The 24,647-nt window shown below is 73.3% G+C and carries 21 protein-coding genes; 14 read left to right on the top strand and 7 right to left on the bottom strand.

What is annotated here, in order from left to right:
- Positions 1–257: 257 nt before the first annotated feature.
- Both rsgA and ACGF07_RS09950 read right to left on the bottom strand, forming a co-directional pair.
- Complete coding sequence (gene rsgA, locus ACGF07_RS09955; protein WP_392897017.1) at positions 258–1,397, bottom strand: ribosome small subunit-dependent GTPase A; 1,140 nt, start codon at positions 1,395–1,397, stop codon at positions 258–260.
- A gap of 274 nt (positions 1,398–1,671) precedes the next feature.
- Positions 1,672–2,670 (bottom strand): cytochrome c oxidase assembly protein, encoded by a 999-nt coding sequence (locus ACGF07_RS09950; RefSeq protein WP_392897015.1) that lies wholly within the window; start codon positions 2,668–2,670, stop codon positions 1,672–1,674.
- Positions 2,671–3,024: 354 nt separating this feature from the next.
- On the opposite strand from ACGF07_RS09950, the gene ACGF07_RS09945 reads away from it, so the two are divergent.
- On the top strand, positions 3,025–4,686 hold the full coding sequence (locus ACGF07_RS09945) for an FtsW/RodA/SpoVE family cell cycle protein (RefSeq protein WP_392897014.1): 1,662 nt from the start codon (positions 3,025–3,027) through the stop codon (positions 4,684–4,686).
- 216 nt (positions 4,687–4,902) lie between these two features.
- On the opposite strand, the gene ACGF07_RS09940 is transcribed toward ACGF07_RS09945, so the two are convergent.
- Positions 4,903–6,207: a YihY/virulence factor BrkB family protein gene (locus ACGF07_RS09940; RefSeq protein WP_350740873.1), complete on the bottom strand. Its 1,305-nt coding sequence runs from the start codon at positions 6,205–6,207 to the stop codon at positions 4,903–4,905.
- Between the two features lie 177 nt (positions 6,208–6,384).
- Here ACGF07_RS09940 and ACGF07_RS09935 point away from each other — a divergent pair, with 177 nt between their 5' ends.
- The 11 genes from ACGF07_RS09935 to ACGF07_RS09885 all read left to right on the top strand — a co-directional run bounded on the left by ACGF07_RS09935 (position 6,385) and on the right by ACGF07_RS09885 (position 16,286).
- The gene (locus ACGF07_RS09935; RefSeq protein ID WP_317621159.1) at positions 6,385–6,468 is read left to right on the top strand and encodes a putative leader peptide; all 84 of its coding nucleotides are present in this window, start codon (positions 6,385–6,387) and stop codon (positions 6,466–6,468) included.
- 197 nt (positions 6,469–6,665) lie between these two features.
- Positions 6,666–8,390 (top strand): nitrite/sulfite reductase, encoded by a 1,725-nt coding sequence (locus ACGF07_RS09930; protein ID WP_392897012.1) that lies wholly within the window; start codon positions 6,666–6,668, stop codon positions 8,388–8,390.
- Between the two features lie 58 nt (positions 8,391–8,448).
- Positions 8,449–8,628: a hypothetical protein gene (locus ACGF07_RS09925; RefSeq protein ID WP_350740877.1), complete on the top strand. Its 180-nt coding sequence runs from the start codon at positions 8,449–8,451 to the stop codon at positions 8,626–8,628.
- The gene (locus ACGF07_RS09920; RefSeq protein WP_392897010.1) at positions 8,609–9,310 is read left to right on the top strand and encodes a phosphoadenylyl-sulfate reductase; all 702 of its coding nucleotides are present in this window, start codon (positions 8,609–8,611) and stop codon (positions 9,308–9,310) included. The genes ACGF07_RS09925 and ACGF07_RS09920 overlap by 20 nt, the downstream gene beginning before the upstream one ends.
- A gap of 61 nt (positions 9,311–9,371) precedes the next feature.
- Complete coding sequence (cysC, locus tag ACGF07_RS09915; protein WP_392897069.1) at positions 9,372–9,953, top strand: adenylyl-sulfate kinase; 582 nt, start codon at positions 9,372–9,374, stop codon at positions 9,951–9,953.
- The gene (gene cysD / locus ACGF07_RS09910; RefSeq protein ID WP_392897008.1) at positions 9,950–10,888 is read left to right on the top strand and encodes a sulfate adenylyltransferase subunit CysD; all 939 of its coding nucleotides are present in this window, start codon (positions 9,950–9,952) and stop codon (positions 10,886–10,888) included. Before cysC ends, cysD begins: the two co-directional genes overlap by 4 nt.
- 2 nt (positions 10,889–10,890) lie before the next feature.
- On the top strand, positions 10,891–12,237 hold the full coding sequence (locus ACGF07_RS09905; protein WP_392897006.1) for a sulfate adenylyltransferase subunit 1: 1,347 nt from the start codon (positions 10,891–10,893) through the stop codon (positions 12,235–12,237).
- A gap of 244 nt (positions 12,238–12,481) precedes the next feature.
- Positions 12,482–13,642, top strand: coding sequence for an aliphatic sulfonate ABC transporter substrate-binding protein (locus ACGF07_RS09900; RefSeq protein WP_392897004.1), 1,161 nt, complete (start codon positions 12,482–12,484; stop codon positions 13,640–13,642).
- A 170-nt stretch (positions 13,643–13,812) separates the two neighbouring features.
- Positions 13,813–14,616: an ABC transporter ATP-binding protein gene (locus tag ACGF07_RS09895; RefSeq protein WP_350740887.1), complete on the top strand. Its 804-nt coding sequence runs from the start codon at positions 13,813–13,815 to the stop codon at positions 14,614–14,616.
- A complete protein-coding gene (locus ACGF07_RS09890) occupies positions 14,603–15,535 on the top strand; it encodes an ABC transporter permease (RefSeq protein ID WP_392897003.1) in 933 nt (310 codons plus the stop codon). Before ACGF07_RS09895 ends, ACGF07_RS09890 begins: the two co-directional genes overlap by 14 nt.
- Before the next feature lie 10 nt (positions 15,536–15,545).
- The gene (locus ACGF07_RS09885) at positions 15,546–16,286 is read left to right on the top strand and encodes a sirohydrochlorin chelatase (protein WP_392897001.1); all 741 of its coding nucleotides are present in this window, start codon (positions 15,546–15,548) and stop codon (positions 16,284–16,286) included.
- 197 nt (positions 16,287–16,483) lie between these two features.
- Here the strand turns inward: ACGF07_RS09885 and ACGF07_RS09880 are convergent, their stop codons facing one another.
- Positions 16,484–17,494, bottom strand: a complete 1,011-nt coding sequence (locus ACGF07_RS09880; protein WP_392896999.1) for a hypothetical protein — start codon at positions 17,492–17,494, stop codon at positions 16,484–16,486.
- Positions 17,495–17,607: 113 nt separating this feature from the next.
- Here ACGF07_RS09880 and ACGF07_RS09875 point away from each other — a divergent pair, with 113 nt between their 5' ends.
- Entirely contained in the window at positions 17,608–18,456 is an 849-nt protein-coding gene (locus tag ACGF07_RS09875; RefSeq protein ID WP_392896997.1) for a helix-turn-helix transcriptional regulator, read from the top strand.
- A gap of 184 nt (positions 18,457–18,640) precedes the next feature.
- Here ACGF07_RS09875 and ACGF07_RS09870 read toward each other — a convergent pair whose 3' ends face one another.
- The 3 genes from ACGF07_RS09870 to ACGF07_RS09860 all read right to left on the bottom strand — a co-directional run bounded on the left by ACGF07_RS09870 (position 18,641) and on the right by ACGF07_RS09860 (position 23,215).
- Positions 18,641–20,323, bottom strand: coding sequence for a DEAD/DEAH box helicase (locus ACGF07_RS09870; protein WP_392896995.1), 1,683 nt, complete (start codon positions 20,321–20,323; stop codon positions 18,641–18,643).
- Between the two features lie 168 nt (positions 20,324–20,491).
- Positions 20,492–20,698 (bottom strand): cold-shock protein, encoded by a 207-nt coding sequence (locus ACGF07_RS09865; RefSeq protein ID WP_207816199.1) that lies wholly within the window; start codon positions 20,696–20,698, stop codon positions 20,492–20,494.
- 321 nt (positions 20,699–21,019) lie between these two features.
- Complete coding sequence (locus tag ACGF07_RS09860) at positions 21,020–23,215, bottom strand: MMPL family transporter (protein WP_392896993.1); 2,196 nt, start codon at positions 23,213–23,215, stop codon at positions 21,020–21,022.
- Between the two features lie 420 nt (positions 23,216–23,635).
- Here ACGF07_RS09860 and ACGF07_RS09855 point away from each other — a divergent pair, with 420 nt between their 5' ends.
- On the top strand, positions 23,636–24,529 hold the full coding sequence (locus tag ACGF07_RS09855) for a phosphotransferase enzyme family protein (protein WP_392896991.1): 894 nt from the start codon (positions 23,636–23,638) through the stop codon (positions 24,527–24,529).
- Positions 24,530–24,647 lie beyond the last annotated feature (118 nt).

Genomic DNA, 24,647 nt, shown 5'->3' with positions numbered 1-24,647 from the left:
CCAACCCTCCCCTCCCCCTACCGCCCGCACAATGCTTGAAGCCAGGCCTGGCCGAGCCGAGCCAGGCCAGGTCAGGCCCAGCACCGACCGCACACCGCGCACGGACCGCCCCTGGCCCCCGGCCGGCGGCCGCAACACACCGACCGCGCCCAACCGCATCAACCGGAGACCCGACGGCGCCCGACCGCACTGACCGGCGACCCGACCGAACGGGAGGGTCGTGCCGGCCAGGGCCCCGCCCGGCACGACCCACTCGGTCAGCGCTTCACCGGCCCTCCCGCCGCCCGCATCGACTTGGTGATCGTCTTCCACCTGTTCGTCCGGGCCTTGGCCACCCGGGCGTCCGAGCGGGAGGCGATCCACTCGTTCTCGCGCTGGAGCTTGAGGTAACTGTCCATCCGGCGCCGCGGCAGGGTGCCGTCCTCCAGCGCCGCCCGGACCGCGCAGCCGGGCTCGGTGTGGTGGTTGCAGTCGTGGAAGCGGCACTCCTCGGCCAGTTCGGCGATGTCGGCGAAGGCCAGGTCCACGCCCTCGCCACCGTAGAGACCGACCTCGCGCAGCCCGGGGGTGTCGATCAGCACGCCACCGCCGGGCAGGGCTATCAGCTCGCGGGTGGTCGTGGTGTGGCGGCCCTTCTGGTCGACGGAGCGGGCCTCCTGGACAGCCATCACGTCGGTGCCGGCCAACGCGTTGGTGAGGGTGGACTTGCCGACACCGGACTGGCCGATCACCACGGTGGTGCCGGGGGCGCAGGCGCGGAGCACGTCGATGCCCTCCCCGGTCTCCGCGCTGACGACCAGCACCGTGACGCCGGGGGCGACTGCCTCCACGTCGGCGCGGATGAAGTCGGCGTCGTCGACCAGGTCGGCCTTGGTGAGGACGACCAGCGGTTCGGCGCCGGACTCCCAGGCCAGGGCGAGGAAGCGCTCGATCCGGCCGAGGTCGGGGTCGGCCGCGAGCGAGGCGGCGATCAGCACGGTGTCCACGTTGGCGGCGAGCACCTGGCCGTCGGAGCGCTTGCCGGCCACCTTGCGGATGATCGCCGTGGAGCGCGGCAGCAGCGCGGTGACGGCGGCCATCGGCTGGGCGTGCAGGTCGACGGCGGCCCAGTCGCCCGTGCACGGGCAGTTGATCATGTCGGCATCGCCCACCGGCCGGGTGTCGAGCCGGACGGTGCGCAGTCCGCCCGTCTCCGGGTCGACCAGGACGGCGTCGCACTGGCCGCGGTCGATCCGGACGATGCGGGCCGGGAGCAACCCGGCCTCGGCGAGCGGCGCGAAGAGCTGGTCGAGTTCGGGCGTCCAGCCGTAGCCGGACAGCGGAGCGTCCCCGACAGCAGCGGACAGCGAGGAAGAGGAAGAAGTAGAGAACGACGGAACGGAGGCAGCGTCGAACAACGCAGTGGCCCTTCGGGAGTAGATGGTCCCGGCGGGCTACGGCTGGCGCGGAAGGCTCAGCCGGCGGCCGGGAAGTGGAGGTGAACGCGAGTGCTGCCCTGGGCAGCTATCGGGGCGACAACGACCACGGGGTTCACCTCCTGCTCTCTACTCCTCGGACGGCCCAACGGCCTCCGAACCGGACGCGACACACGCTAGTGGAACTGCCCTGGGCGGCCAACCCATTTTTGACCTGCGGAAACGCACCGTCAGCGGGCGGGAGGCCCGCCCTCCGCTAGCCGCCGTACCGGTGCTTGAGGTTCGGGTCGTCCAGCCACCAGGGCCGCATCCCGGTCTCGTCCTCCTCCGGCAGCCCGGCCGCCCGGGCCTGCGCGGCCGCCGCCTCGAAGCGGGCGTCCAGTTCGGCGTCCACGGCCTTCGTCTCCGCGCGCCCCTGCACGACCATCCGCCGCACCAGCGCGGCGAGGAACGGCAGTCCGACGAAGTCCCCCAGCACCCAGAAGGCGTTGCCGCCCCAGGTCTGGTCCTGCGCCAGGCTCGGCCCCCAGGGCCGTCCGAGGGCCGCGTAGTAGTGCTCGGCGACGAGGTGGCCGCCGTAGATCAGCACGATCCCCAGGCCCGCGTCGAAGATCACCTCGGCGAAGGTGATGAACAGCCCCACCAGGTGCGGGTACTCGCGCCCGACCGGGTCGAGCTGCAGTCGCGGCCAGAAGTACGCCAGGCCGAGCAGCACCAGCGCCAGGTGCAGCACCACGTTGCCCGTCCCGCTGGAGACCGACCACTCGTACCAGGGCGTGAAGTAGAGCAGCCAGGGCGGTGCCATCAGCAGCGCGGTGGAGACCGCGGGGAACATCAGCACCTTGGACGGCCGGCTGCGCAGCACCCGCAGGATCCGTTCGCGCCGGGGCTCCGGCGAGGATTCGACCAGCAGGGAGACCGGTGCGCCGAGGGCCAGCAGCAGCGGGACGACCATGAGCAGCAGCACGACCTGCACGGCGCGGTCGGTGAAGAGGATCCGCTCGTACACGCCGAGGCCGGAGCAGGTGCACCAGGCCCACAGCAGCAGCCCGCCGAGGAAGGCGGCGGTGCGGGTGGGCTGCCAGCGTCCGCCGGACCGGTGGACGGTGCGCACCGAGGCGAGGTACCAGCCGCCGAGCAGCAGGGAGAGCGCGGGCACCAGCGGTTCGAAGGTCCAGGAGGTGATCAGGTCGGACCACTGCCAGGGAGGTGGTCCGCCGTACGCAAGCGCCGCGCCGTCCATCCGTCCGCCCATCCTGTCCGCACCCGTCCGTACCGGTCCGCAGCCGTCACAACAGCCACCCGCGGCCGCCGGCAGCGACCAGCAGCCGCCGTCAACCGTCCGCAGCCGGCCGGAAGCGCCCACAGCCGCCGGGCGGTGGCCGCGGCGCCCGGCCATGATGTCCTCCCGCCCGCGGCCGGGCACACGCGGGGCCCGCCTCTATACCCCGACCTGGACAAAGCTTTGCCGAGCGTGGACAAAGCTTTGCCCGGGCAAAGTTCCGTCCCCACCGGCTCCGACCGCAACCGGCGCGGGCCCCCGGTCGTCTGGCAGGATGCACCGTCGGCGATACCGGCCGCGCGGCTGACAGCAAGGGGACGACAAGAGGTGCGAAGCACTGCACGCGGCGAGGGCCGCCGGCTGGCCGGGCGCCACCGCAACATCGAACTGGGCCTGCTGGCCCTCGCGGTGGCCGTCTGCCTGGCGGGACACATCGACGCCTCGCTCGCGCTGACCGGCTCGCTGCCGCCGGGACTGCTGGTGCACGGCCTGTCCCTCGGGGCGCTGGCCGTGGCGGCGCACCTGGCGGTGCGGCGGTTCGCGCCGTACGCGGACCCGCTGATCCTGCCGCTCGGCGTGTTCCTGACCGGCTTCGGTCTGGTGCTGCTGGACCGCCTCGACTTCAGCTACAAGGCCGCGCACGCCGCCAAGGGCGACTACCAGAAGCTCCCGGCCGCGCCTTCGCAGCTGATGTGGGTGTTCCTGTCGGTGGCGGCGGCGATCGCGCTGATCGTCTTCGTCAAGCACCACCGCTTCTTCCAGCGCTACGTCTACCTGCTGATGGCGGGGGCGCTGATCCTGCTGGCCGCGCCGGTGTTCTCGCCGAGCGACAGCTTCGGCGCCAAGCGCTGGATCCGGCTGTTCGGGCTGTCCTTCGAGCCGGACGAGTTCGTGAAGGTCGCGATCACGATCTTCTTCGCGGGCTACCTGATGGCCGCCCGGGACGCGTTGGCGCTGGCCGGCCGGAAGGTCTGGGGGATGACCCTGCCGCGCGGGCGGCACGCCGGACCGGTGCTGGCGATCTGGGCGGTCAGCCTGCTGGTGCTGATCTTCGAGCGTGACCTGGGCACCTCGCTGATCTTCTTCGGCGTCTTCATCGTGATGCTGTACGTGGCGACCGAGCGCACCAGCTGGGTGGTGCTCGGCCTGCTGATGGCGGTCGGCGGCGCGGGGGTGGTCGGGACCCTGGAGCCGCACGTGCACGGGCGCGTCGAGGCCTGGCTGCACCCGCTGGACTACTACAAGCCGGTCCACGACCCGGCGATCTCCGAGCAGCCCGCCGAGGCGCTGTTCAGCCTCGGCACCGGGCACATGACCGGCACCGGCCTGGGTTCCGGCCGGCCGTGGCTGATCGGCTTCGCGGGCCGCAGCGACTTCATCTTCACCACCATCGGCGAGGAGCTGGGCCTCGCCGGGGTGACGGCGGTGCTGCTGGTCTACGTGCTGCTGATCCAGCGCGGGCTGCGCACCGCGGTCGGCCTGACCGACCCGTTCGGCAAGCTGCTGGCCACCGGCCTGTCGGCGGCGCTGGCACTCCAGGTGTTCGTGGTCGTCGGCGGCGTGAGCGGGCTGGTTCCGCTGACCGGCAAGGCCTTGCCGTTCCTGGCCGCCGGCGGTTCCTCACTGCTGGCGAACTGGCTGATGGTCGCCCTGCTGATCAAGCTCTCCGACTCCTCGGGCCGCACCGCCCTGGAGCCCGCCCCGCCGAGCCCGGAGCCGCTCCCGGCCCAGGCCGGCCCGGCGGGCCGCTCCGGCGCGGCCCCCGACCGGACGGCTCCCGGTCAGGACGCCGACCGGGCTGCCGACCAGGCCTCCGGGCCGTCCACGGCCGGCGCCGCTCCGGGCGGCCGCCACGATCCCGGCGCCCCGACCGAGCTGCGCCCCGCGGTCAACACCCCCGCGGCCAGCATGCCCCCGTTCAGCACCCCCGCGGCTCCGCAGTCCTCGTACGGCCACTTCCCGGCCGCCGAACGGCCCACCCACGGCTGAACCCAGCGCTCCCGCCCCCGGCAGCCAGCCACGCACCCCGCCGACACCTGACACCACGACACCCGTCCACGAACGCGCGCCGGGCCTCCCCCGATCCACCGGGGAGGCCCGCCGCCGTCCAGCCCGACTGCCGTCCGGCCCAGCCGCCCCCGGCCCCGCCGGTCCGGCCGGCAGCCGCCCCCGGCCCCGCCGGTCCAGCCCCAGCCGCCCCCGCCCCTACCGCTGCTCCCACGGCGGCTGCGGCGGCCGCGGCGGGTAGCCCGGCGCCGGCCGCTCCGGCGGCGGCCCGGTCGGCCGGTCGCTGTCCGGCGGCGGCGGGGCGGGCCGGTGGTGCGGGCCGCCGCCGCGCGAGGTGAGCCGGCCGCGAAGGTCGTCGGCGGCCAGCACGTCGGCCCAGCGTTCGGGGTACTCGGCGGGTGCGTCGACGTCGTCGACCTCCTCCTCGCCCCACTCCTCCTCGGCGCCCTCGGCCAGGCCCAGTTCGCGGGCGCGCCGGGCCCGCTCGACGGCCCGCCGGGCGGCGACCTCGCGGACCACCGCGGCGGCCGCCTCCTCGTGGGCGCGCTCGTTCTCGGCGCGGGCGTCGGCGGTCTCCAGGGTGGGCCAGCGGCGGTCTATGGCGGCGTTCATGGCGGCGCCGATGAGCACCGCGAGGGCCACCACGAAGATCCACAGCAGCACGGCCACCGGCGCCGCCAGCGAGCCGTACACCGAGGGGCCTTCGACCGAGCTGACCAGGTAGAGCCGCAGGCCGACGCTGCAGAACACCAGTACCACCAGGGCGACCAGGGCGCCGGGGATGTCCTCGCGCCAGGGCGTGGAGACCGGCACGGCCAGGTGGTACAGGGTGGTCAGGGAGACGATCAGCAGCAGGATCGCGACCGGCCAGTAGGCGGCGCCGACGAGCCCGGCGAGGCCCTGCACGGCGTTCTCGACCAGCCCGGGCCCGGCCATCAGCAGCGGCAGCACCAGGGAGGCGATCACCAGGGCGCCGAGGTAGAGGCCCAGCGACATCAGCCGGGTCTTGACGATGCCCCGCTTGCCGTCCAGCCCGTACATCACGGTGATGGTGTCGATGAAGATGTAGAGCGCCCGGGATCCGGACCACAGCGACAACAGGAAGCCGATCGAGATCAGGTCCGGCCGGGTGTGGTCGAAGACCTGGCTGAGCAGCGGTTTGACGACCTCGTTGACGGACGAGTCCGACAGCACCGTCCCGGAGGCCGAGATGATGTCGTGCTTCAGGCGGTCGATGGTGCCCGCGCCGAGGAACTCGTCGAGGTAGCCGAGCGTGGCGGCCAGGCCGAGCAGCAGCGGCGGGATCGACAGCAGCGTGAAGAACGCCGCCTCCGCGGCGAGGCCGGTGACCCGGTACTCGACGCAGGTGTTGGTGGTGTCCTTCACCAACTCCCACGCGGTGCGGCGCCAGGTGGCCCGTTTGGCCGCGCGCCGGGAGCCCTTGCCCCGGCGCCGGGAGGGCCGCTCGGGGTTCGGTCTGCTGGTATCGCCTGCTGCTTGCACAGGGCTAACGGTATCGGGCCGGGGCGGCCGGGGGTGATCTCCCCGGGGTGCGGGCGTCCGAGCGGGCACCGGGCGGGGAGCGGCGGGAACCGTACGGCGTCCCGAGGGGTGAAACTCCAGCGTCCACCATTCGGACGTTAGTGGACCGCGAGTCCCGCGCCGTGCCAATCTCTTGCCATGTCTAGCGCCGGAACCACCTTGGTAGGTCGACTCCACGTCGACCTCCTCCGCGTGTCCAGCGCCATCTGTCCGGTGATCTGAGCCCACCCCGCCGCACCACCGCACCCGGCGCCGACCCCACCGCCATCCCCCCGCGGAAGCGGATGCGCAGGCGCCCGCCCGGCCCGGTCACTGCTCTCCCGGCCCTGAGAAACCCGCAGGTCACAGCAGCACCGCCCCGTCGAGCACGCCCCGCGACCCACCCGGCGCCAGCGCCACCTGCCCAGAAGGACTTCGCCATGGCCACCTCCCCCGAGACCGCCGAGCCCACGGCCGACCGCACCGCCGCGCGCCGCCCCGCCGCGGCTCGCAAGGTCACCCGCCACCGCGGTGAGGGCCAGTGGGGCATGGGCCACTTCACGCCGCTGAACGCCAACGAGCAGTTCAAGAAGGACGACGACGGTCTCAACGTGCGGACACGTATTGAGACGATCTACGCGCACCGCGGCTTCGACTCGATCGACCCGGCCGACCTGCGCGGCCGGATGCGCTGGTGGGGCCTCTACACCCAGCGCAAGGAGGGGATCGACGGCGGCAAGACCGCGATCCTTGAGCCGCACGAGCTGGACGCCGAGTACTTCATGCTCCGCGTGCGCATCGACGGCGGCCGGCTGACCGTCGCCCAGCTGCGGGCGATCTCCGAGGTCTCCGAGCAGTACGCCCGGGGCACCGCCGACCTGACCGACCGCCAGAACATCCAGTACCACTGGATCCGGATCGAGGACGTCCCGGCGATCTGGCGCAAGCTGGAGGCGGTCGGCCTGTCCACCACGGAGGCCTGCGGCGACACCCCGCGCGTCATCCTCGGCTCCCCGGTGGCCGGCGTCGCCGAGGACGAGATCATCGACGGCACCCCGGCCATCGACGAGATCAACCGGCGCTTCATCGGCAACAAGGAATTCTCCAACCTGCCGCGCAAGTTCAAGAGCGCGATCTCCGGCTCCCCGCAGCTGGACGTGGCGCACGAGATCAACGACGTCGCCTTCGTCGGCGTGGTCCACCCCGAGCACGGGCCCGGCTTCGACCTGTGGGTCGGCGGCGGCCTGTCCACCAACCCGCGGCTGGGCGTGCGCCTCGGCGCCTGGGTCCCGCTGGAGCAGGTGCCCGACGTCTTCGGCGGCGTCATCGGCATCTTCCGCGACTACGGCTACCGGCGCCTGCGCAACCGCGCCCGGCTGAAGTTCCTGCTCGCCGACTGGGGCGCGGAGAAGTTCCGTCAGGTGCTGGAGGACGAGTACCTGGGCCGCAAGCTCGTCGACGGCCCCGCGCCCGCCGAGCCCGCCGCCCGCTGGCGCGACCACGTCGGCGTCCACCGCCAGAAGGACGGCAAGTACTACATCGGCTTCGCGCCCCGCGTCGGCCGGGTCGACGGCAAGCTGCTCGGCCGGATCGCCGACCTCGCCGCCGCCCACGGCAGCGACCGGGTCCGCACCACGGCCGAGCAGAAGATGCTGGTCCTGGACATCGCCGAGGAGCACGTCGAGTCCGTGGTGGCCGGCCTGGAGGCGCTCGACCTGCGCGTCAGCCCCTCGCCGTTCCGCCGCGGCACCATGGCCTGCACCGGCATCGAGTACTGCAAGCTCGCCATCGTCGAGACCAAGGAGCGCGGCCGCACCCTGATCGACGAACTGGAGCAGCGCCTGCCGGACTTCGCCGAGCCGCTGACCATCAACATCAACGGCTGCCCGAACGCCTGCGCCCGCATCCAGGTCGCCGACATCGGCCTCAAGGGCCAGCTGGTCACCGACGAGCAGGGCAACCAGGTCGAGGGCTACCAGGTGCACCTGGGCGGCGCGCTCGGGCTGGAGGCCGGCTTCGGCCGCAAGGTCCGCGGCCTCAAGGTCACCAGCGCCGGCCTGCCCGACTACGTCGAGCGCCTGCTGACCCGCTACCAGGCCGACCGCACCGAGGGTGAGCGCTTCGCCCAGTGGGCGGCCCGGGCGACCGAGGAGCAGCTGTCGTGAGCGCGCGCAGCCGACGGGACGAGCAGGGTCGACCGGACGAGCGAAGCGAGGAGAGCGCATGAGTGAGCGGGCCGCGCCGTTCTTCTGCCCCTACTGCGGGGACGAGGACCTGCGCCCCTCCGAGGCCGGGCACGGCGCCTGGGAGTGCCACGGCTGCCGCCGCGCCTTCCAGTTGAAGTTCCTCGGCCTGCTGGCACCGACCCACGGGGGGACCTCCCATGAGCCGCACGACGACTGACCACGAGGAGATCGCCGTCCGGGCCGGCCGCGAGCTGGAGGAGGCCACGCCGCAGGAGATCCTGCGCTGGGCCGCCGACACCTTCGGCCAGCGGTTCTGCGTCACCTCCTCCATGGAGGACGCGGTGGTCGCCCACCTCGCCTCCTCGGTGTTCCCCGGCGTGGACGTGGTGTTCCTGGACACCGGGTACCACTTCCCGGAGACCATCGGCACCCGGGACGCGGTGGCCGCGACCATGCCGGTCAACGTCATCACGCTCACGCCGCTGAGGAGCGTCGCCGAGCAGGACGCCGAGTACGGGCCGCACCTGCACGACCGCGACCCGGACCTGTGCTGCTCGCTGCGCAAGGTCGAGCCGCTGAACCGCGGTCTGGGCGGTTACGACGCCTGGGCCACCGGGCTGCGCCGCGACGAGTCGCCGAGCCGGGCGAACACCCCGGTGGTGGCCTGGGACGCCAAGCGCCGCAAGGTCAAGATCGCCCCGATCGCCCGGTGGACGCAGGAGGACGTGGACGCCTACGTGGCCGCCCACGGAGTGCTGCTCAACCCGCTGCTGTGGGAGGGCTACACCTCGATCGGGTGCTCGCCGCTCTCCTGCACCCGCAAGCCCGCCGAGGGCGAGGACGCCCGGGCCGGCCGCTGGTCCGGCTCCGGCAAGACCGAGTGCGGCATCCACCTCTGACGCCCGCTCACCGACCCATCGTCAACGACCCCGTGAGGAAGAGACCGTGACAGCGAACACCCTGGCCGCCGACGGAGCCGCAGAGGCGGCCCGTGCGGCCGTCCCCTGCGAGCGCGGCGCCACCGTGTGGCTGACCGGGCTGCCGAGTGCGGGCAAGACCACGCTGGCGTTCGCGTTGGCCGAGCGGCTGCGCGCGGAGGGCCACCGGGTCGAGGTCCTGGACGGCGACGAGATCCGCGAGTTCCTCTCCAAGGGCCTCGGTTTCTCCCGCGAGGACCGGCACACCAACGTCACCCGGATCGGCTTCGTCGCCGAGAAACTCGCCGCCAACGGCGTCAAGGTGCTGGCCCCGGTGATCGCCCCTTTCGCCGACTCCCGCGCCGCCGTGCGCGAGCGGCACGCCGCGGCGGGCACCGAGTTCCTGGAGATCCACGTCGCCACCCCCATCGAGCTGTGCGCCGAACGCGACGTCAAGGGCCTGTACGCCAAGCAGGCAGCCGGCGAGATCACCGGCCTGACCGGCGTCGACGACCCCTACGAGGCGCCCGTGGAACCCGAGTTGCGCCTGCAGACCCAGGGCCGCGCGGTGGCCGAGAGCGCCGCCGAGCTGCACGCCTTCCTGACCGAGAGGGGCCTGGCATGACCACCGCGACCCACAGCCTGGTCCAGGCCGACGACACGCCCTTCGCACTGTCCCACCTGGACGCGCTGGAGGCCGAGTCGGTGCACATCCTCCGCGAGGTCGCGGGGGAGTTCGAGCGCCCGGTGATCCTCTTCTCCGGCGGCAAGGACTCCATCGTCATGCTGCACCTGGCCCTCAAGGCCTTCCACCCCGCACCGGTGCCCTTCGCCCTGCTGCACGTCGACACCGGCCACAACTTCCCCGAGGTCATCGCCTACCGCGACCGCGTCGTGGCGCAGCACCACCTGCGCCTGCACGTCGCCCACGTCCAGGACTACATCGACGACGGCCGGCTGCGAGAGCGCCCGGACGGCACCCGCAACCCGCTGCAGACCGTGCCGCTGCTCGACGCCATCGAGACCAACCGCTTCGACGCCGTCTTCGGCGGCGGCCGCCGCGACGAGGAGAAGGCCCGCGCCAAGGAGCGCGTCTTCTCCCTGCGCGACGAGTTCGGCGCCTGGGACCCGCGCCGCCAGCGCCCCGAACTGTGGTCGCTCTACAACGGCCGACACGCCCCCGGCGAACACGTACGCGTCTTCCCGCTGTCCAACTGGACCGAACTCGACGTCTGGCAGTACATCGAGCGCGAGGGCATCGAGCTCCCCGAGATCTACTACGCCCACGAGCGCGACGTCTTCGCCCGGGGCGGCATGTGGCTCACCGCCGGCGAGTGGGGCGGCCCCCGCGAGGACGAGCCCGTCCAGCGGCGCCTGATCCGCTACCGGACCGTCGGCGACATGTCCTGCACCGGCGCCGTCGACTCCGACGCCACCACCATCCAGGCCGTCATCGCCGAGATCGCCGCCAGCCGCCTCACCGAACGCGGCGCCACCCGCGCCGACGACAAGCTCTCCGAGGCCGCGATGGAAGACCGCAAGCGCGAGGGGTACTTCTAACCATGACCAGCACCACCCGGGCCGACATGATCCAGACCGGCACCGCCACCTCGCTCCTGCGCTTCGCCACCGCCGGCTCCGTCGACGACGGCAAGTCCACCCTCGTCGGCCGCCTCCTCCACGACTCCAAGTCCGTGCTCGCCGACCAGCTGGAGGCCGTCGAGCGCGTCTCCCTGGGCCGCGGCCAGGACGCGCCCGACCTCGCGCTGCTCACCGACGGCCTGCGCGCCGAACGCGAACAAGGCATCACCATCGACGTCGCCTACCGCTACTTCGCCACCCCCCGACGCCGCTTCATCCTCGCCGACACCCCCGGCCACGTGCAGTACACCCGCAACATGGTCACCGGCGCCTCCACCGCCGAACTCGCCGTCGTCCTGGTCGACGCCCGCAACGGCGTCGTCGAGCAGACCCGCCGCCACGCCGCCGTCGCCGCCCTCCTGCGGGTGCCCCACGTCGTCCTCGCCGTCAACAAGATGGACCTCGTCGGCTACGCCGAGCCCGTCTTCGCCGCCATCGCCGCCGAGTTCACCGGCTACGCCGCCTCGCTCGGCATCAAGGACGTGCTGGCCGTCCCGATCTCCGCCCTCGCCGGCGACAACGTCGTCGAACCCTCCCCCCACATGGACTGGTACGCCGGCCCCACCCTCCTGGAACACCTCGAAACCGTCCCGGTCGGCACCGACCCCAGCGCCGAGCCCGCCCGCTTCCCCGTCCAGTACGTCATCCGCCCCCAGACCGAGGAACACCCCGACTACCGCGGCTACGCGGGCCAGTTGGCCTCCGGCGTCCTGCGCGTCGGCGACCAGATCACCGTCCTGCCCACCGGCCACACCAGCACCGTCGCCGGCATCGACGTCCTCGGCCGCGCAACGGACATCGCCTGGGCCCCGCAGTCGGTCACCGTCCGCCTCGCCGACGACCTCGACATCTCCCGCGGCGACCTCCTCGCCGCCGGCCCGGCCCCCGTCCCCACCAAGGACATCGAGGCCACCGTCAGCCACCTCAACGAGCGGCCGCTGCGCGCCGGCGACAAGGTGCTGCTCAAGCACACCACCCGCACGGTGCGCGCGCTGGTCAAGGAGATCTCCTACCGGATCGACATCGACACGCTCGAACGGCGCAGCGGCGACCAGGGGTTGAACGTCAACGACATCGGCCACGTGATCCTGCGCACCGCCGAGCCGCTGGCCCTCGACAGCTACACCGACAACCGCCGCACCGGCTCGTTCCTGCTGATCGACCCGGCCGACGGCACCACCCTCACCGCCGGCATGACCGGCGAGGCCTTCGCGGCCGTACGAACCGACGAGGCACCCGACGCACCCGACGAGGAGGACTGGGTCTGATGCCCAGCGAGGCGTTCTCGGGCATGGACAAGCAAGGCGGCCGCATCGGCAGCGGCGTCCTCGGCAGCGGCCAGGGCGGCCTGACCCGATGTGCGGGCCGACAGGGCTGAGAACGCCCTGTCACCGGGCTGTCTTCCCCCACAGCCGCCCGGCTTGCCCCGGCACCCGCTGCCGCGCGCACCACCTTCCGACCGTCCACCCGGGAACCGCCTCCTGACGGTTCCGTCCACGAACAGGACTCGCCATGGCACCGCACCCGTCCTCCCATCCGCACGTCCGCCCCAACGCCGGCCGGATCAGACGCTCCGCGGCGGCCGCCGCGGCCGGACTGACCGCCGTGGCGCTGCTGTCGGCGTGCGGCTACGGCTCCAAGGCCGACGACAAGTCCTCCGACACCAAGGCCGACACCGCCGCCACCGCCGGCGGCTCGGGCGCGAAGCTCTCCGCCGACACCGTGAAGATCGGCTACTTCGCCAACCTGACCCACGGCACCCCCCTGGTCGGCCTCCAGGAGGGCATCTTCCAGAAGGAGTTGGGCGCCACCCAGGTCAAGACCCAGGTCTTCAACGCCGGTCCGGCCGAGATCGAGGCGCTCAACGCCGGGTCCATCGACATCGGCTGGATCGGCCCCTCCCCCGCGATCAACGGCTACACCAAGTCCGACGGCAAGTCGCTGAAGATCATCGCCGGCTCGGCCTCCGGCGGGGTCAAGCTGGTCGTCAACCCCGAGAAGATCTCCTCCCTGGACGACCTCAAGGGCAAGAAGATCGCCACCCCCCAGCTCGGCAACACCCAGGACGTGGCGCTGCTCAACTACCTGGCGGGCAAGGGCTACAAGGTCGACGCGGCCTCCGGCGCGGGCGACGTCTCGGTGGTGCGCACCGACAACAAGGTCACACCCGACGCCTACAAGTCCGGCTCCATCGACGGCGCGTGGGTGCCCGAGCCGACCGCCTCCAAGCTGGTCACCCTCGGCGCGAAGGTCCTGCTCAACGAGAAGGACGTCTGGCCGGACAAGAAGTTCGTGATCACCAACATCATCGTCTCGCAGAAGTTCCTCAAGGAGCACCCGGACGTGGTGGAGGCCGTGCTGCGCGGCTCGGTGAAGACCAACGCCTTCATCAAGGCCAGCCCGGACAAGGCCAAGGCCGACGCCAACGAGGCGATCAAGAAGGAGGCCGGCAACGCCCTGGAGCCGGCGGTGCTCGACCCCGCCTGGGCCGACATCGACTTCCTGGACGACCCGCTGGCGAACACCCTGCAGGCCGAGGCCGACCACGCCGTGACCGCCGGGCTCCTCAAGAAGCCCAACCTGAACGGCATCTACGACCTCACCCTGCTGAACAAGGTCCTCGCGGCCCAGGGCCGGCCCGCCGCGGCGGACGCCGGACTCGGCACCAAGTAGCGCCGCCGCCCCTCCAGTTCCGCGGTCCGGCCCCCGCCCGTCCGGTCGATCCCCGATCGATGCCCACCGGGACGGGCGGGGCCGGGCCCCGGCCCCGCTCCGCAGACCCCTCCCTCCTCGCCCGCCGACCGGCGGGAGGGACCATGACCACTCACGCAGGAGGTGCCCGGATGACCCCGGCACTGACCACCGAGGCCGACACCGCCGCCGTCGACGCCCGCGACGGCGCGCCCGCCGTCCGCATCTCGCACGTGCACAAGTCCTTCGGCCGTCCGGGCGCGCAGACCCACGTCCTGGACGACATCACCCTCGACGTCGCGCCCGGCGAGTTCGTCACCCTGCTGGGCGCCTCCGGCTGCGGCAAGTCCACCCTGCTCAACCTGGTCGCCGGCTTGGACGAGCCCAGCCGCGGCACCATCGAGGTGCCCGGCGGCCGGCCCGCGCTGATGTTCCAGGAGCACGCGCTGTTCCCGTGGCTGACCGCCGGCCGGAACATCGAGCTGGCCCTCAAACTGGCCGGGGTCCCCCGCCCCGAGCGCCGCGCCGAGGCCGAGCGCCTCCTCGAACTCGTCCGCCTGAACGGCTCGTACGGCAAGCGGGTGCACGAGCTGTCCGGCGGCATGCGCCAGCGCGTGGCGATGGCCCGGGCGCTCGCGCAGGGCAGCAGGGTGCTGCTGATGGACGAGCCGTTCGCCGCGCTCGACGCCATCACCCGGGACGTGCTCCACGACGAGATCACCCGGATCTGGTCCGAGCGGCAGCTGTCCGTCCTGTTCGTCACCCACAACGTGCGCGAGGCGGTGCGCCTGGCCCAGCGCGTCGTGCTGCTCTCCTCCCGCCCCGGCCGGGTCGCCCGCGAGTGGCGGATCGACCTGCCGCAGCCGCGCCGCATCGAGTCCGCCGGCGTCGCCGACCTGTCCATCGAGATCACCGAAGAACTGCGTGGGGAGATCCGTCGCCATGTCCAGCACTGACACCACGCTCGCCCGCCGCGCCGACGGCACGGCCGGCCACGGCCCCGACCAGGGCCCCGCCGGCGACACCGCCGACGTCGGCGCCGGCCTGGACGCCCTCGACGCGGTCTCCGCGCAGCGCAGTTCGCTCGGCGAGGTGCTCCGCGGCAAGGCCCTGCCGCCGCTGATCGGCGTGCTGGTGGTGCTGGCGCTGTGGCAGGGCGCCTACAGCCTGCACCTCACCTCCTCCTACAAGTTGCCCAGCCCGGCGGACGTGTGGCACTCCGCGCAGGACCTCTGGTACCAGGGCACGCTGTTCTCGATCATCTGGACCAGCGTGTGGCGCGGCCTGTCCGGCTTCCTGCTCGCCGTCGCCATCGGCACCCCGATCGGCCTGGTCGTCGCCCGCGTCCGGCCGGTTCGCACCGCGATCGGCCCGGTGCTCCAGGGCCTGCAGTCGCTGCCCTCGGTCGCCTGGGTGCCGGCCGCGGTGATCTGGCTCGGCATCAACGACTCGATGATGTACGCGGTGATCCTGCTCGGCGCCGTCCCGTCCATCGCCAACGGGCTGGTCGCCGGCATCGACCAGGTGCCGCCGCTGTTCCTGCGGGCCGGGCGCACCATCGGCGCCACCGGCCTGTCCGGCGCCCGGCACGTGCTGATCCCGGCCGCGCTGCCCGGCTACCTGGCCGGGCTCAAGCAGGGCTGGGCGTTCTCGTGGCGTTCGCTGATGGCCGCCGAACTGGTCGCCTCCTCCCCCGACCTCGGCCGGGGCCTGGGCCGGTTCCTGGAGGACCAGCGCGAGTTCTCCGACATGTCCGGGGTGCTGCTCGGCATCATCCTCATCCTGTTCGTGGGCATCGCCATCGAACTGCTGGTGTTCACGCCGGTCGAGCGCCGGGTGCTGCGCAACCGCGGCCTGCTGGCCGCCGCCAAGTGAGGCTCCGCCGATGACCGCCCTGCTCCTGATCGCCCACGGCAGCCGCGACCCGCGCCACGCCGCGACGGTGGCCGCCCTGGTGCGGCAGGTGCGGGCGCAGCGGCCCGGCCTGGAGGTCGCCACCGCCTACCTGGACCACTGCGCGCCGCGGATCCCCCAGGTGGTGGGGCGGCTGAGCGACGCGGTGGCCGTCCCGTTGCTGCTCAACCGGGCGTTCCACGCCAAGCACGACATCCCCGCCGCGCTGCGGGCCGCCGGGGCGGGGCTGCCGGTCGCGGACGTGCTGGGTCCGTCGCCACTGCTGCTCGCCGCGCTGGAGCGCCGCCTCGCCGAGGCGGGGCTCGACGTCGCCTCCGCCGCGGTTCGGGCCGGTACCGGTGTGGTGCTGGCCGCCGCGGGCTCCTCCGATCCGGCGGCCGACGCCGCCACCCGCGCCGTCGCCGCCGAGTGGCGCCGCACCCGGGGCTGGGCCGCCGTCGAGGTCGCCTACGCCTCGGCGGGCGGTCCGCGGGTGCCCGAGGCGCTCGCCGCCGTGCGTGCGGCGGGCGCCGCTCGCACGGCGGTCGCCCCGTACCTGCTGGCCCCGGGCCTGCTGCCGGACCGCATCGCGGCCGCGGCGGCGGGGGCGGACCCGGTGGCGGACACCGTGGCGGACACCCTGGGGCCGGCCCCGGAGCTGGCGGCCCTGCTGCTGGAGCGCTACGACCAGGCCCGCCGGGCCGCGCGGTCGGCCCCGGCCCTCACCGCCTGAGGAGCGGCGCCCGCGTCCTCGATCGGCACCGGCTTCGGCAGCCGCAGCGAGGTGGTGAAGGCGGCCCGGCCGCCGGAGGGCCGGTGAGGGCGATCTGCTCCTGCTGACGAGCGGCGGCGCAGGGACGGTGCGCGGGAGCGGTGACGGCGCGCCCAGCCGGGGCTGGACGCGCCGTGCGGGCGCTGCCGGCTGGTCGATCAGATCCGGCGCAGGGTGAAGGCGTCCGCCGGGTGGCCCGCGAGGGCGTCGGCGAGGCCGCCGGAGAGCAGGTAGAGGCTGCCGGCCGGCCCGGCGACGGGAGCGGTGGGGGCGGCGTCCGCGGAGGGGCGGACGGCGGTGAGGCGGGCGGTGCGCCACTGGTCGTCGGAGCGCAGTTCGACCTCGGCGTCGCGGCCGGCGCCCAGGAGGTTGTTGGTGACGCCGGCGATGGAGCCGTCGGGGCGGCCGAGCAGCCCGTCCAGGTGCAGCAGGGAGGAGCCGCCGGCCACCTCGACGCGCCGCACGGCGGCCGGGTCAGCCAGCGGGACGTTCCACAGCGTGCCGTCGTCCCACTTGCCGATGATCAGACGACCCGCGCGCTGGACGATGCCGTTGAGGCCGTACGACCCGGGGGCGGGGGCCAGGCGCGGGTCGCGCAGCAGGACGGCGGCGGTCCCGTCGGGCGCCACCCGGTAGACGACGGGGGCGAAGGAGTCGGTGACGTACGCGGTGCCGTCGGGGCCGACCGCGATGTCGTTGGCCAGGTGGCTGCCGCCGTCGCCGGCGACGGCGGCGAGGTCGGTGTAGAAGAGGCGGCGGCCGGTGTCCAGGTCGTAGGCCCCGATCCCGGCGATCTTCCCCAGCGTCGCGGCGCTGCTGCGCTCGCCGACGCCGTTGTCGAGGTCGGTGACCAGGACGCGGCGGTGCACGGGGTCGATCCGCAGTCCGGCGATCTCGGTCAGCGCCGGGTCCTGCACCAGGGTGCGCACGCTGCCGTCGAGACCGACGGCGGAGACGGTGCCGTGGCGCAGCGAGCCCAGCAGGAAGCGGTGGTGGGAGGCGTCCCAGACGCCCGACTCGGGCACCAGGGTGGGCGCGTGGCCGGTGACCACGGCCGGGGCCGGGTGGTGGGAGGCCGCGGCGGCCGGGAGCGTTCCGGCGGTGCCGAGCAGGGCGGCGGCCGCGAGGGCGACCAGGGTGCGGCGGGCAGCGGTGTTCTGACGGTTCATCACGGTTTCCTCGCGCAGCGGGTGCGGTGTCGTGATCAAGGTTCACCCGAGCGCCGCCGGCGCGGCAGTGCGTGGCGATACTGGTAGTTCGACCACCAGGAAGGGCGGGGGACATGAACGAGGCGGAGGAGCGTCGCGCGGAGCTGTCGGGCTTCCTGCGCACCCGGCGGGCCCGGCTGACGCCGCAGGACGTGGGGCTGGCCCCGGGGGTGCGGCGGCGCACACCGGGGCTGCGGCGGGAGGAACTGGCGCTGCTCGCCGGGGTGGGGGTGACCTGGTACACGTGGCTCGAGCAGGGGCGGGACATCCATCCGTCCCCGGAGGTGCTGGCGAGCCTGGCGCGGACGCTGCGGCTGGACCGGGCGGAGACGGCGTACCTGTTCCGCCTGGCGAGCGGCCGTCCGCTGGACGGCGAGGTGAACGGCGCGGCGGAGGTTCCGGCGGCGCTGCTGCGGCTGATGCACGCGCAGTGGCCGTCGCCGGCCTGGGTGATGGACGCCAACTGGGACGTGCGGGCGTGGAATCCGGGCGCGGACGCGCTGTTCGGGCTGTCCGGGCGGCCGTCGGAGGAGTGCAACCTGGCCTGGGTGGTGTTCGGCAACGCGGTGCACCGGGGCCGGGTGGAGGACTGGGAGGTGCACGCCCGCCGCTTCCTGGCGCAGCTGCGCTCCGCCTACGCCGAGCGCGGCGGGGAGACGACGGCCGTGGGCCGCCGGCTGGGCCGGATGATCCAGCAGGTGCGCGACGAGCACCCGGAGGCGGACCGCTGGCTGGACGAGCACCAGGTCGCGGAGCGCGCGGGTACGGAGAAGGTGCTGCGGCACGAGGAGTTGGGCGAGCTGCGGATCGACCAGCACGTGCTGCTGGCGGCTGAGGGGCTGCAGCTGATCGTGATGGCGCCGCAGGACGCGGAGACGGCGGAGCGGCTGCGCCGGCTGGCTCCGACGGCCGCGGCCGTGTAGGGCGGGGCGGCCGCGGCCGTCCGCCGGGGCGGCCGGCCCGTTCAGCGCAACGGCACCGGGCCGCCTGGCGGTTCAGCGAGTCGGCGGCGGGCCGTCGGGCCGTCCGGTCGAAAAGCGGAACGGGCTCCACGCCGCTCCCCGTGGGGAGGAGCGCGGAGCCCGTTCACCGGGACTCGGCGGACCGTCAGTCGAACTTGCGGCGCTGGCGGCCGGTGCCGTAGTTGGCGCCGGACTTGGAGCCGCTGCCGGGCTTGGGCCGGCCCGAGGAGCGTCCGATGAAGCCGGCGGCCTGGGGCCGCTCGCCCTGGGCGGCCGCGCCGAGGCGCTGCTTGGGTCGGGGGCGGCGGGGGTTGCCGTTCATGTCGACGTCGGTCGGCAGCCCGGAGCGCTTGGCGGGACGGCGGCGGGCGGCGGCGGGCTTGCCGTCGGCCGGCTTCTCGACCGCCTGGGCGGCGGCCGGGACGGGCGGGGCGACCGGGACGCCGCTGGGGGTGCGGGCGCCGGTGATCCGGGCCAGGTCGGCGTCGCCGGGGCGGATCTTGGTGATGGTCGGGCGGATCCCGGCGACCGTCATCAGCCGGTTGACCTCGCGGCGCTGCTCGGGCAGCACGAGGGTGACGACCGTGCCGGACTCGCCGGCCCGGGCGGTGCGGCCGCCGCGGTGCAGGTAGTCCTTGTGGTCGATCGGCGGGTCGACGTTGACGACCAGGTCGAGGCCGTCGATGTGGATGCCGCGGGCGGCGACGTTGGTGGCGATCAGCGCGGTGACCTCGCCCTCGCGGAACTGGTCGAGCACGCGGTTGCGCTGCGGCTGGGACTTGCCGCCGTGCAGGGCGGCGGCCTGGACGCCGGTCGCGCGCAGCTGCTTGGCCAGCCGGTCGGCGCCGTGCTTAGTGTGCACGAACATGATCACGCGCCCGTCGCGGGAGGCGATGTGCGCGGTGGCGGAGGCCTTGTCGGTGGGCTCCAGCTGCAGGACGTGGTGGTCCATGGTGGTGACCGCGCCGGCCGACGGGTCGACCGAGTGGGTGACCGGGTCGTTCAGGAAGCGCTTGACCAGCCGGTCGACGTTGCGGTCCAGGGTGGCGGAGAACAGCATCCGCTGACCGTTCTCGGCGACCTGCTCCAGCAGCTTGCTGACCTGCGGCAGGAAGCCCATGTCGGCCATCTGGTCGGCCTCGTCCAGGACGGTGATGGCGACGTCGGACAGGTTGACGTCACCGCGCCCGATCAGGTCGTCCAGCCGGCCCGGGGTGGCGACCAGGACCTCGGTGCCGCGGCGCACCGCGTTGGCCTGGCGGCTGATGCCCATGCCGCCGACCACGGTGGTGATCCGCAGGTTGACGGCGGTGGCGTAGGGGGTGAGCGCCTCGGTGACCTGCTGGGCGAGCTCGCGGGTGGGCACCAGGACGAGCGCCAGCGGGTGCCGGGCGTCGGCGCGGCGGCCGGCGGTGCGGGCGAGCAGCGGCAGGCCGAAGGCGAGGGTCTTGCCGGAGCCGGTGCGGCCGCGGCCGAGCACGTCGCGGCCGGCGAGCGAGTCGGGCAGCGTGGCGCCCTGGATCGGGAACGGCTCGGTGACGCCCTCGCGGGTGAGCGCGCTGAGGATCGCCTTGGGGAGGTCGAGTTCGGCGAAGGTGGCCGCCGGGGGCCGGGCCGGGGTGCCCTCGACGACGGTGAAGTCGGCGGGCTCGGCGGCGGCGGTGCGGGTCGTCTTGGGGGCGCCGACGCGGCTGCGCGGCTTGCGGGGGCGGTCGGCGCCCTCACCGCTGCGGCGCGGACGGTCGGTGCGGCGGGCCTGATCGGCCGGGCGGTGCTGGTCGCCGTTGCGGGCGCCACGGTCGCGGGGCGTGCGGGCAGGGGTGGTCACGGGGTCTCCGTCGGTCGGTCGGCAGCCCGCGGTGCGGGCTGGTCGGCCGTCGGAAGGAAGTGCGCCGCCCCGGCCGTTCGGCGGCATGAACGAGGGCCCGCACCGGCTCGCGGTGCGGGCCCCGCTTCACGGGATCAGCAGGATCGCGCGTCAGCGTGGTGGCTGACGTCAGCCGATGACCTGGATGTTCTCGCCCTGCGGGCCCTTCTGGCCCTGGGTGACGTCGAACTCCACGCGCTGGCCCTCGACGAGCTCGCGGAAGCCCTGAGCCTGGATGTTCGAGTAGTGGGCGAACACGTCCGGGCCGCCGCCGTCCTGCTCGATGAAGCCGAAGCCCTTTTCGCTGTTGAACCACTTCACGGTGCCGGTAGCCATAACCGTCTCCTTCTTTTGGGGCATCGGGGATTCACACCTCGTGAATCCCCAAGTAGCCGCGATCCCCATCCGGAGAGTGAAACACCGGACAAAACAAATGCGCCTGTTGGTTGGGACCAGCAGGCGCACACAAGCGTTCATGGGAACCAAAACTGCAACTGACTCGACTGTAGCACGGTGGCACCGCGATTGACCGGGGACTTTCTGCGGAGCAGATCACGTTTGCCGCCCCCGGAAAGCGGGGAGCGGCGCCCCGCCGGAGCGGGGCGCCGCTGAGCGCACGACGGCCGGGTGGAAGCCGTCCGGGTCGGCGCCGACGGGTCAGCGCCGGCCGGCCGGCTCCGGCATCCCGTGGGCGCCGGCCACCGGGGCCGCGTCCCCGCCGTGGCCGGAGCCCATGCTGTCGCCGTGGCCGGGCCACCAGGCGCGGTGGCCGAGCAGCGCGGTGATGGACGGGGTGAAGAACATCGCCATCACGAACGCCGCCAGCACGATGCCGAAGGCGAGCGAGAAGCCGAGCTCCATGAAGAGCACGTTGCCCGCGAGCATGAAGGTCGCAAACGACGCCGCCAGGATGAAGCCGGCCGCCGCGACGGTCGGGCCGCCGTGCTTGACGGCCTCGCGGGCCGCCTCGCGCGGGCTGCGGCCCTCGCGGGCCTCCTCGCGGAGGCGGGCGATGATCAGGATGTTGTAGTCCGTGCCGATCGCCACCACGAACAGGTAGATGAAGATCGGCAGCATGAACATCAGGCCCTGCTCGCCCTTGACGTTCTGGAACAGCAGGGTGGTGGCGCCGAGCGTGGCACCGAAGCCGAGGCCGACGGAGGCCATCAGGTACCAGGGCGCGACCACGCTGCGCAGCTGCAGACCGAGGATGATCATGATGAGCACGGCCGCGATCGGGAAGACCAGGGTGTAGTCGTGCACCATCGCGGTGTTGATGTCCTTGTACACCGACGTGATGCCGCCGACCAGGGACTTGGTGTTCGCCGGGGCCGCCGCGTGGGCGGTGTCGCGCACCTTCTCGATGGTGTCGATGGCCTTGTTGGAGGCCGGCGCGTCCTTGAGCAGCACGGTGAAGTCACCGGTGGCACCGTCGGCGCTGATCGTCCTGCCCTGGGCGGACGGCGGGACGACCGAGGCCACCCCGGGGACGCCCTGGAGCTGCTCGCCGAACCTCTTGATCGCGGCGTCGTCGAGCTTGGCGCCGTCGGTGCTGGTCAGGTAGACGTGGCTCGGGTCGGCGGCGCCGGCCGAGAACGCCGTCATCAGCTTGTCCTGGACGACCATCGACTCCTTGCCCTTGGGCATCGAGCTGCCCGCCAGGTCGTAGGTGCCGTTGTAGTTGACGCCGGCCAGGGCCAGCACCACGAGGATGCCGCCGGAGACCAGGGCGACCAGGCCGGGCTTCTTGCCGGTCATCCGGCCGAGTGCGGCGAAGCGCGCGTTCTTCGGCTCCTGCATCCACTTCTTGCCGGGCCAGAAGACGGCCTTGGACGGGATGACCGCGAGCACGGCGGGGGCCAGGGTCAGCGAGACCAGGGCGGTCGCGATGACGGCGATGGCCAGCGCCGGGCCGAGCGCGGTGAACATGCCGAGGCTGGACAGCACGAGCACGGCGAAGGCGACGGCGACGGCACCGGCGGCGGAGGCGATCGCCTCGCCGACCCGGCCGACGCCGTTGGCCACGGCCGTCTTGCGGTCCTCGCCCAGGCGCAGCCGCTCGCGGTAGCGGAAGGCGAGGAAGAGGAAGTAGTCGGTGCCCACGCCGAGGACCACGATGATCAGGATCGCCGAGGTCATCGGGGAGGACTTGAGGTCGAACATCTTGATCGCGTCGGCGATCAGGCCGTTGGCCACCGGCATCGCGACGGCCAGGGCGAGGACGACCGGCAGGATGCCGGCCAGGATGCTGCGGAAGATGATGCCGACGATCAGGATGACGAGCAGCAGGCTGCCGAACATGACGATGGCGTCGGTGGCGCCGGAGGCTTCCTGCTGGTCGAGGCCGCTGGCGGCCTGGCCGCCGACCTGGAACTTCAGGCCGCTTCCGTCGGCGAGCTCGGCGCCCTCACTGCGCAGCTTCTTGGCCGCGTCGGTGTACTCCGGGCTCTGCATCTTGCTCTTGTCGATGGCGACCATGGACAGCGCGTACTTGCCGTCCTTGGACTTCGAGGTCTTGGGGTCGACCGGGAGGATCTTCTCGACGGCGGGGATGTGCGCCGCGGTGAGCCCGTCGACGACCTTGTCCATCGAGGCCTGGTCGCCGTCGGTGAGCGCCTGGCCGTCGGTGCGCTCGAAGAGCAGCAGCGCGGCCGGGGTGAAGCTCGACGGGAACGCCTGCTCCTGGAGCTGCGCCGCCTGGATGGACTCGTAGTGCTTGGGGAGGAAGGCGGACTCGTCCGTCTGGGAGGTGACCTTGGGCGCCGTCGCGACGATGGCGATCATCGCGACGACCCACGCGGCGATCACCCACCAGGCGCGGCGGACGACGAAGTGTCCTAGTCGGTGGAACATGCTCGATGCCTCCTGGGCATGGTTCACCGCAGCCCTTGGGGACGGGACGCTGGGCGACGGCAGGACCGGCAGGGGGCGCGCGGGCGCTCCTTGCCGGTCGGCAGGTAAGTGGGACTGGGCGTCATCCTACGAGCACCTACTTGCCGCCCGGCAAGGAGCCCCCGTATTCCAACCCCCGTGCGGGCCGACCCGAACCGGCCCCGACCCAGTGTCTCCCGGCCGAACGCCCGTTGACCTCGTGCTCCGGGTGGAGACTTCTCCCCCTCAGGGTGGAGTGCGTCCCCTACCTCTGAGGAGGAGTACGTCAGGGTCGGGGGGTAGGGAAAACCCCACCCGCCACCGGGACCGACGCCGCCGGCCCGTCCCGGTGCGTCATGATGATCACCGTCCGGGAGAACGCCGGCGGAACGGAGCCCAGCCATGATCCCCTTCGACGAGCCCCGCGCCCGGCTGCTGCTCGCCCAGGCCTGCGAGTCCGCCGGACTGCCCGCCCCGGGCGACGCCCGGCTGCTCGCGCTCGGCGAGAACGCCGTCTTCGACCTGGGCGAACCCGCCGTGGTCGCCAAGGTCGGCCGCGGCCCCGAGCTGTACGACCGGGCGCACCGCGAGCTGACCGTCGCCCACTGGCTGGCCGGGCAGGGCGTGCCGGTGGTCCGCCCGTACCGGGGCACCGAACCCGAGCCGCAGCGCGCCCACGGGCACCCGGTCACCTTCTGGCACCGGCTCGCCCCCGCCGTGCGGCCGGCCCGGACGGCCGACCTCGCCCCGCTGCTGCGCGCGCTGCACCGGCTGCCGCTGCCGCCCTTCCCGCTCGGACGGCGCGACCTGCTGGCGCCGGTGGAGCGCTGGCTGGCCTCCGCCGAGGGCCACGTCGACCCCGCGGACGTCGAATTCCTGCGCCGCCGCCGGGACGCCTTCGAGGCCGCCCTGTCCGACCTCGCACCGCGGCTGCACCCCGGGGTGATCCACGGCGACGCGCTGCCGCGCAACGTCCACGTCGGCCCGGACGGGCCGGTGCTGCTCGACCTGGAGAACGTCTCCCACGACCTGCGCGAGCACGACCTGGTGGTCCTCGCGCTCAGCCACGACCGGTACGGCGTGCCGGACGGGGAGTACCGGGCGTTCACCGCGGCGTACGGCTGGGACGTGCGCGACTGGCCGGGCTTCGCCGTGCTGCGCGGGGCGCGGGAGACCGCCAGCGCCTCCTGGGTCGCCCAGCAGGCGGCGAGCAGTCCGGCCGCGCTCGCGGAGTTCCGGCGCCGGGTCGACTCGCTGCGCGAGGGGGCCACCGACGTGCGGTGGTACCCGTTCTGAGGCGGCCGGCGATACCCGCTCCGAGGGATGAGCGCCAAGCCGGGCGGGTGTGAGAAGGCTCTTAAGCGGGATCGGTCCGGCGCGCAACCGCGGCACGTACGCTCGGCGTCCTGTCCGA

Origin of the sequence: Kitasatospora sp. NPDC048194 (genome assembly GCF_043202455.1) — a bacterium.
Taxonomy (GTDB): domain Bacteria; phylum Actinomycetota; class Actinomycetes; order Streptomycetales; family Streptomycetaceae; genus Kitasatospora.
This window is presented reverse-complemented; position numbering and strand designations above follow the sequence as displayed.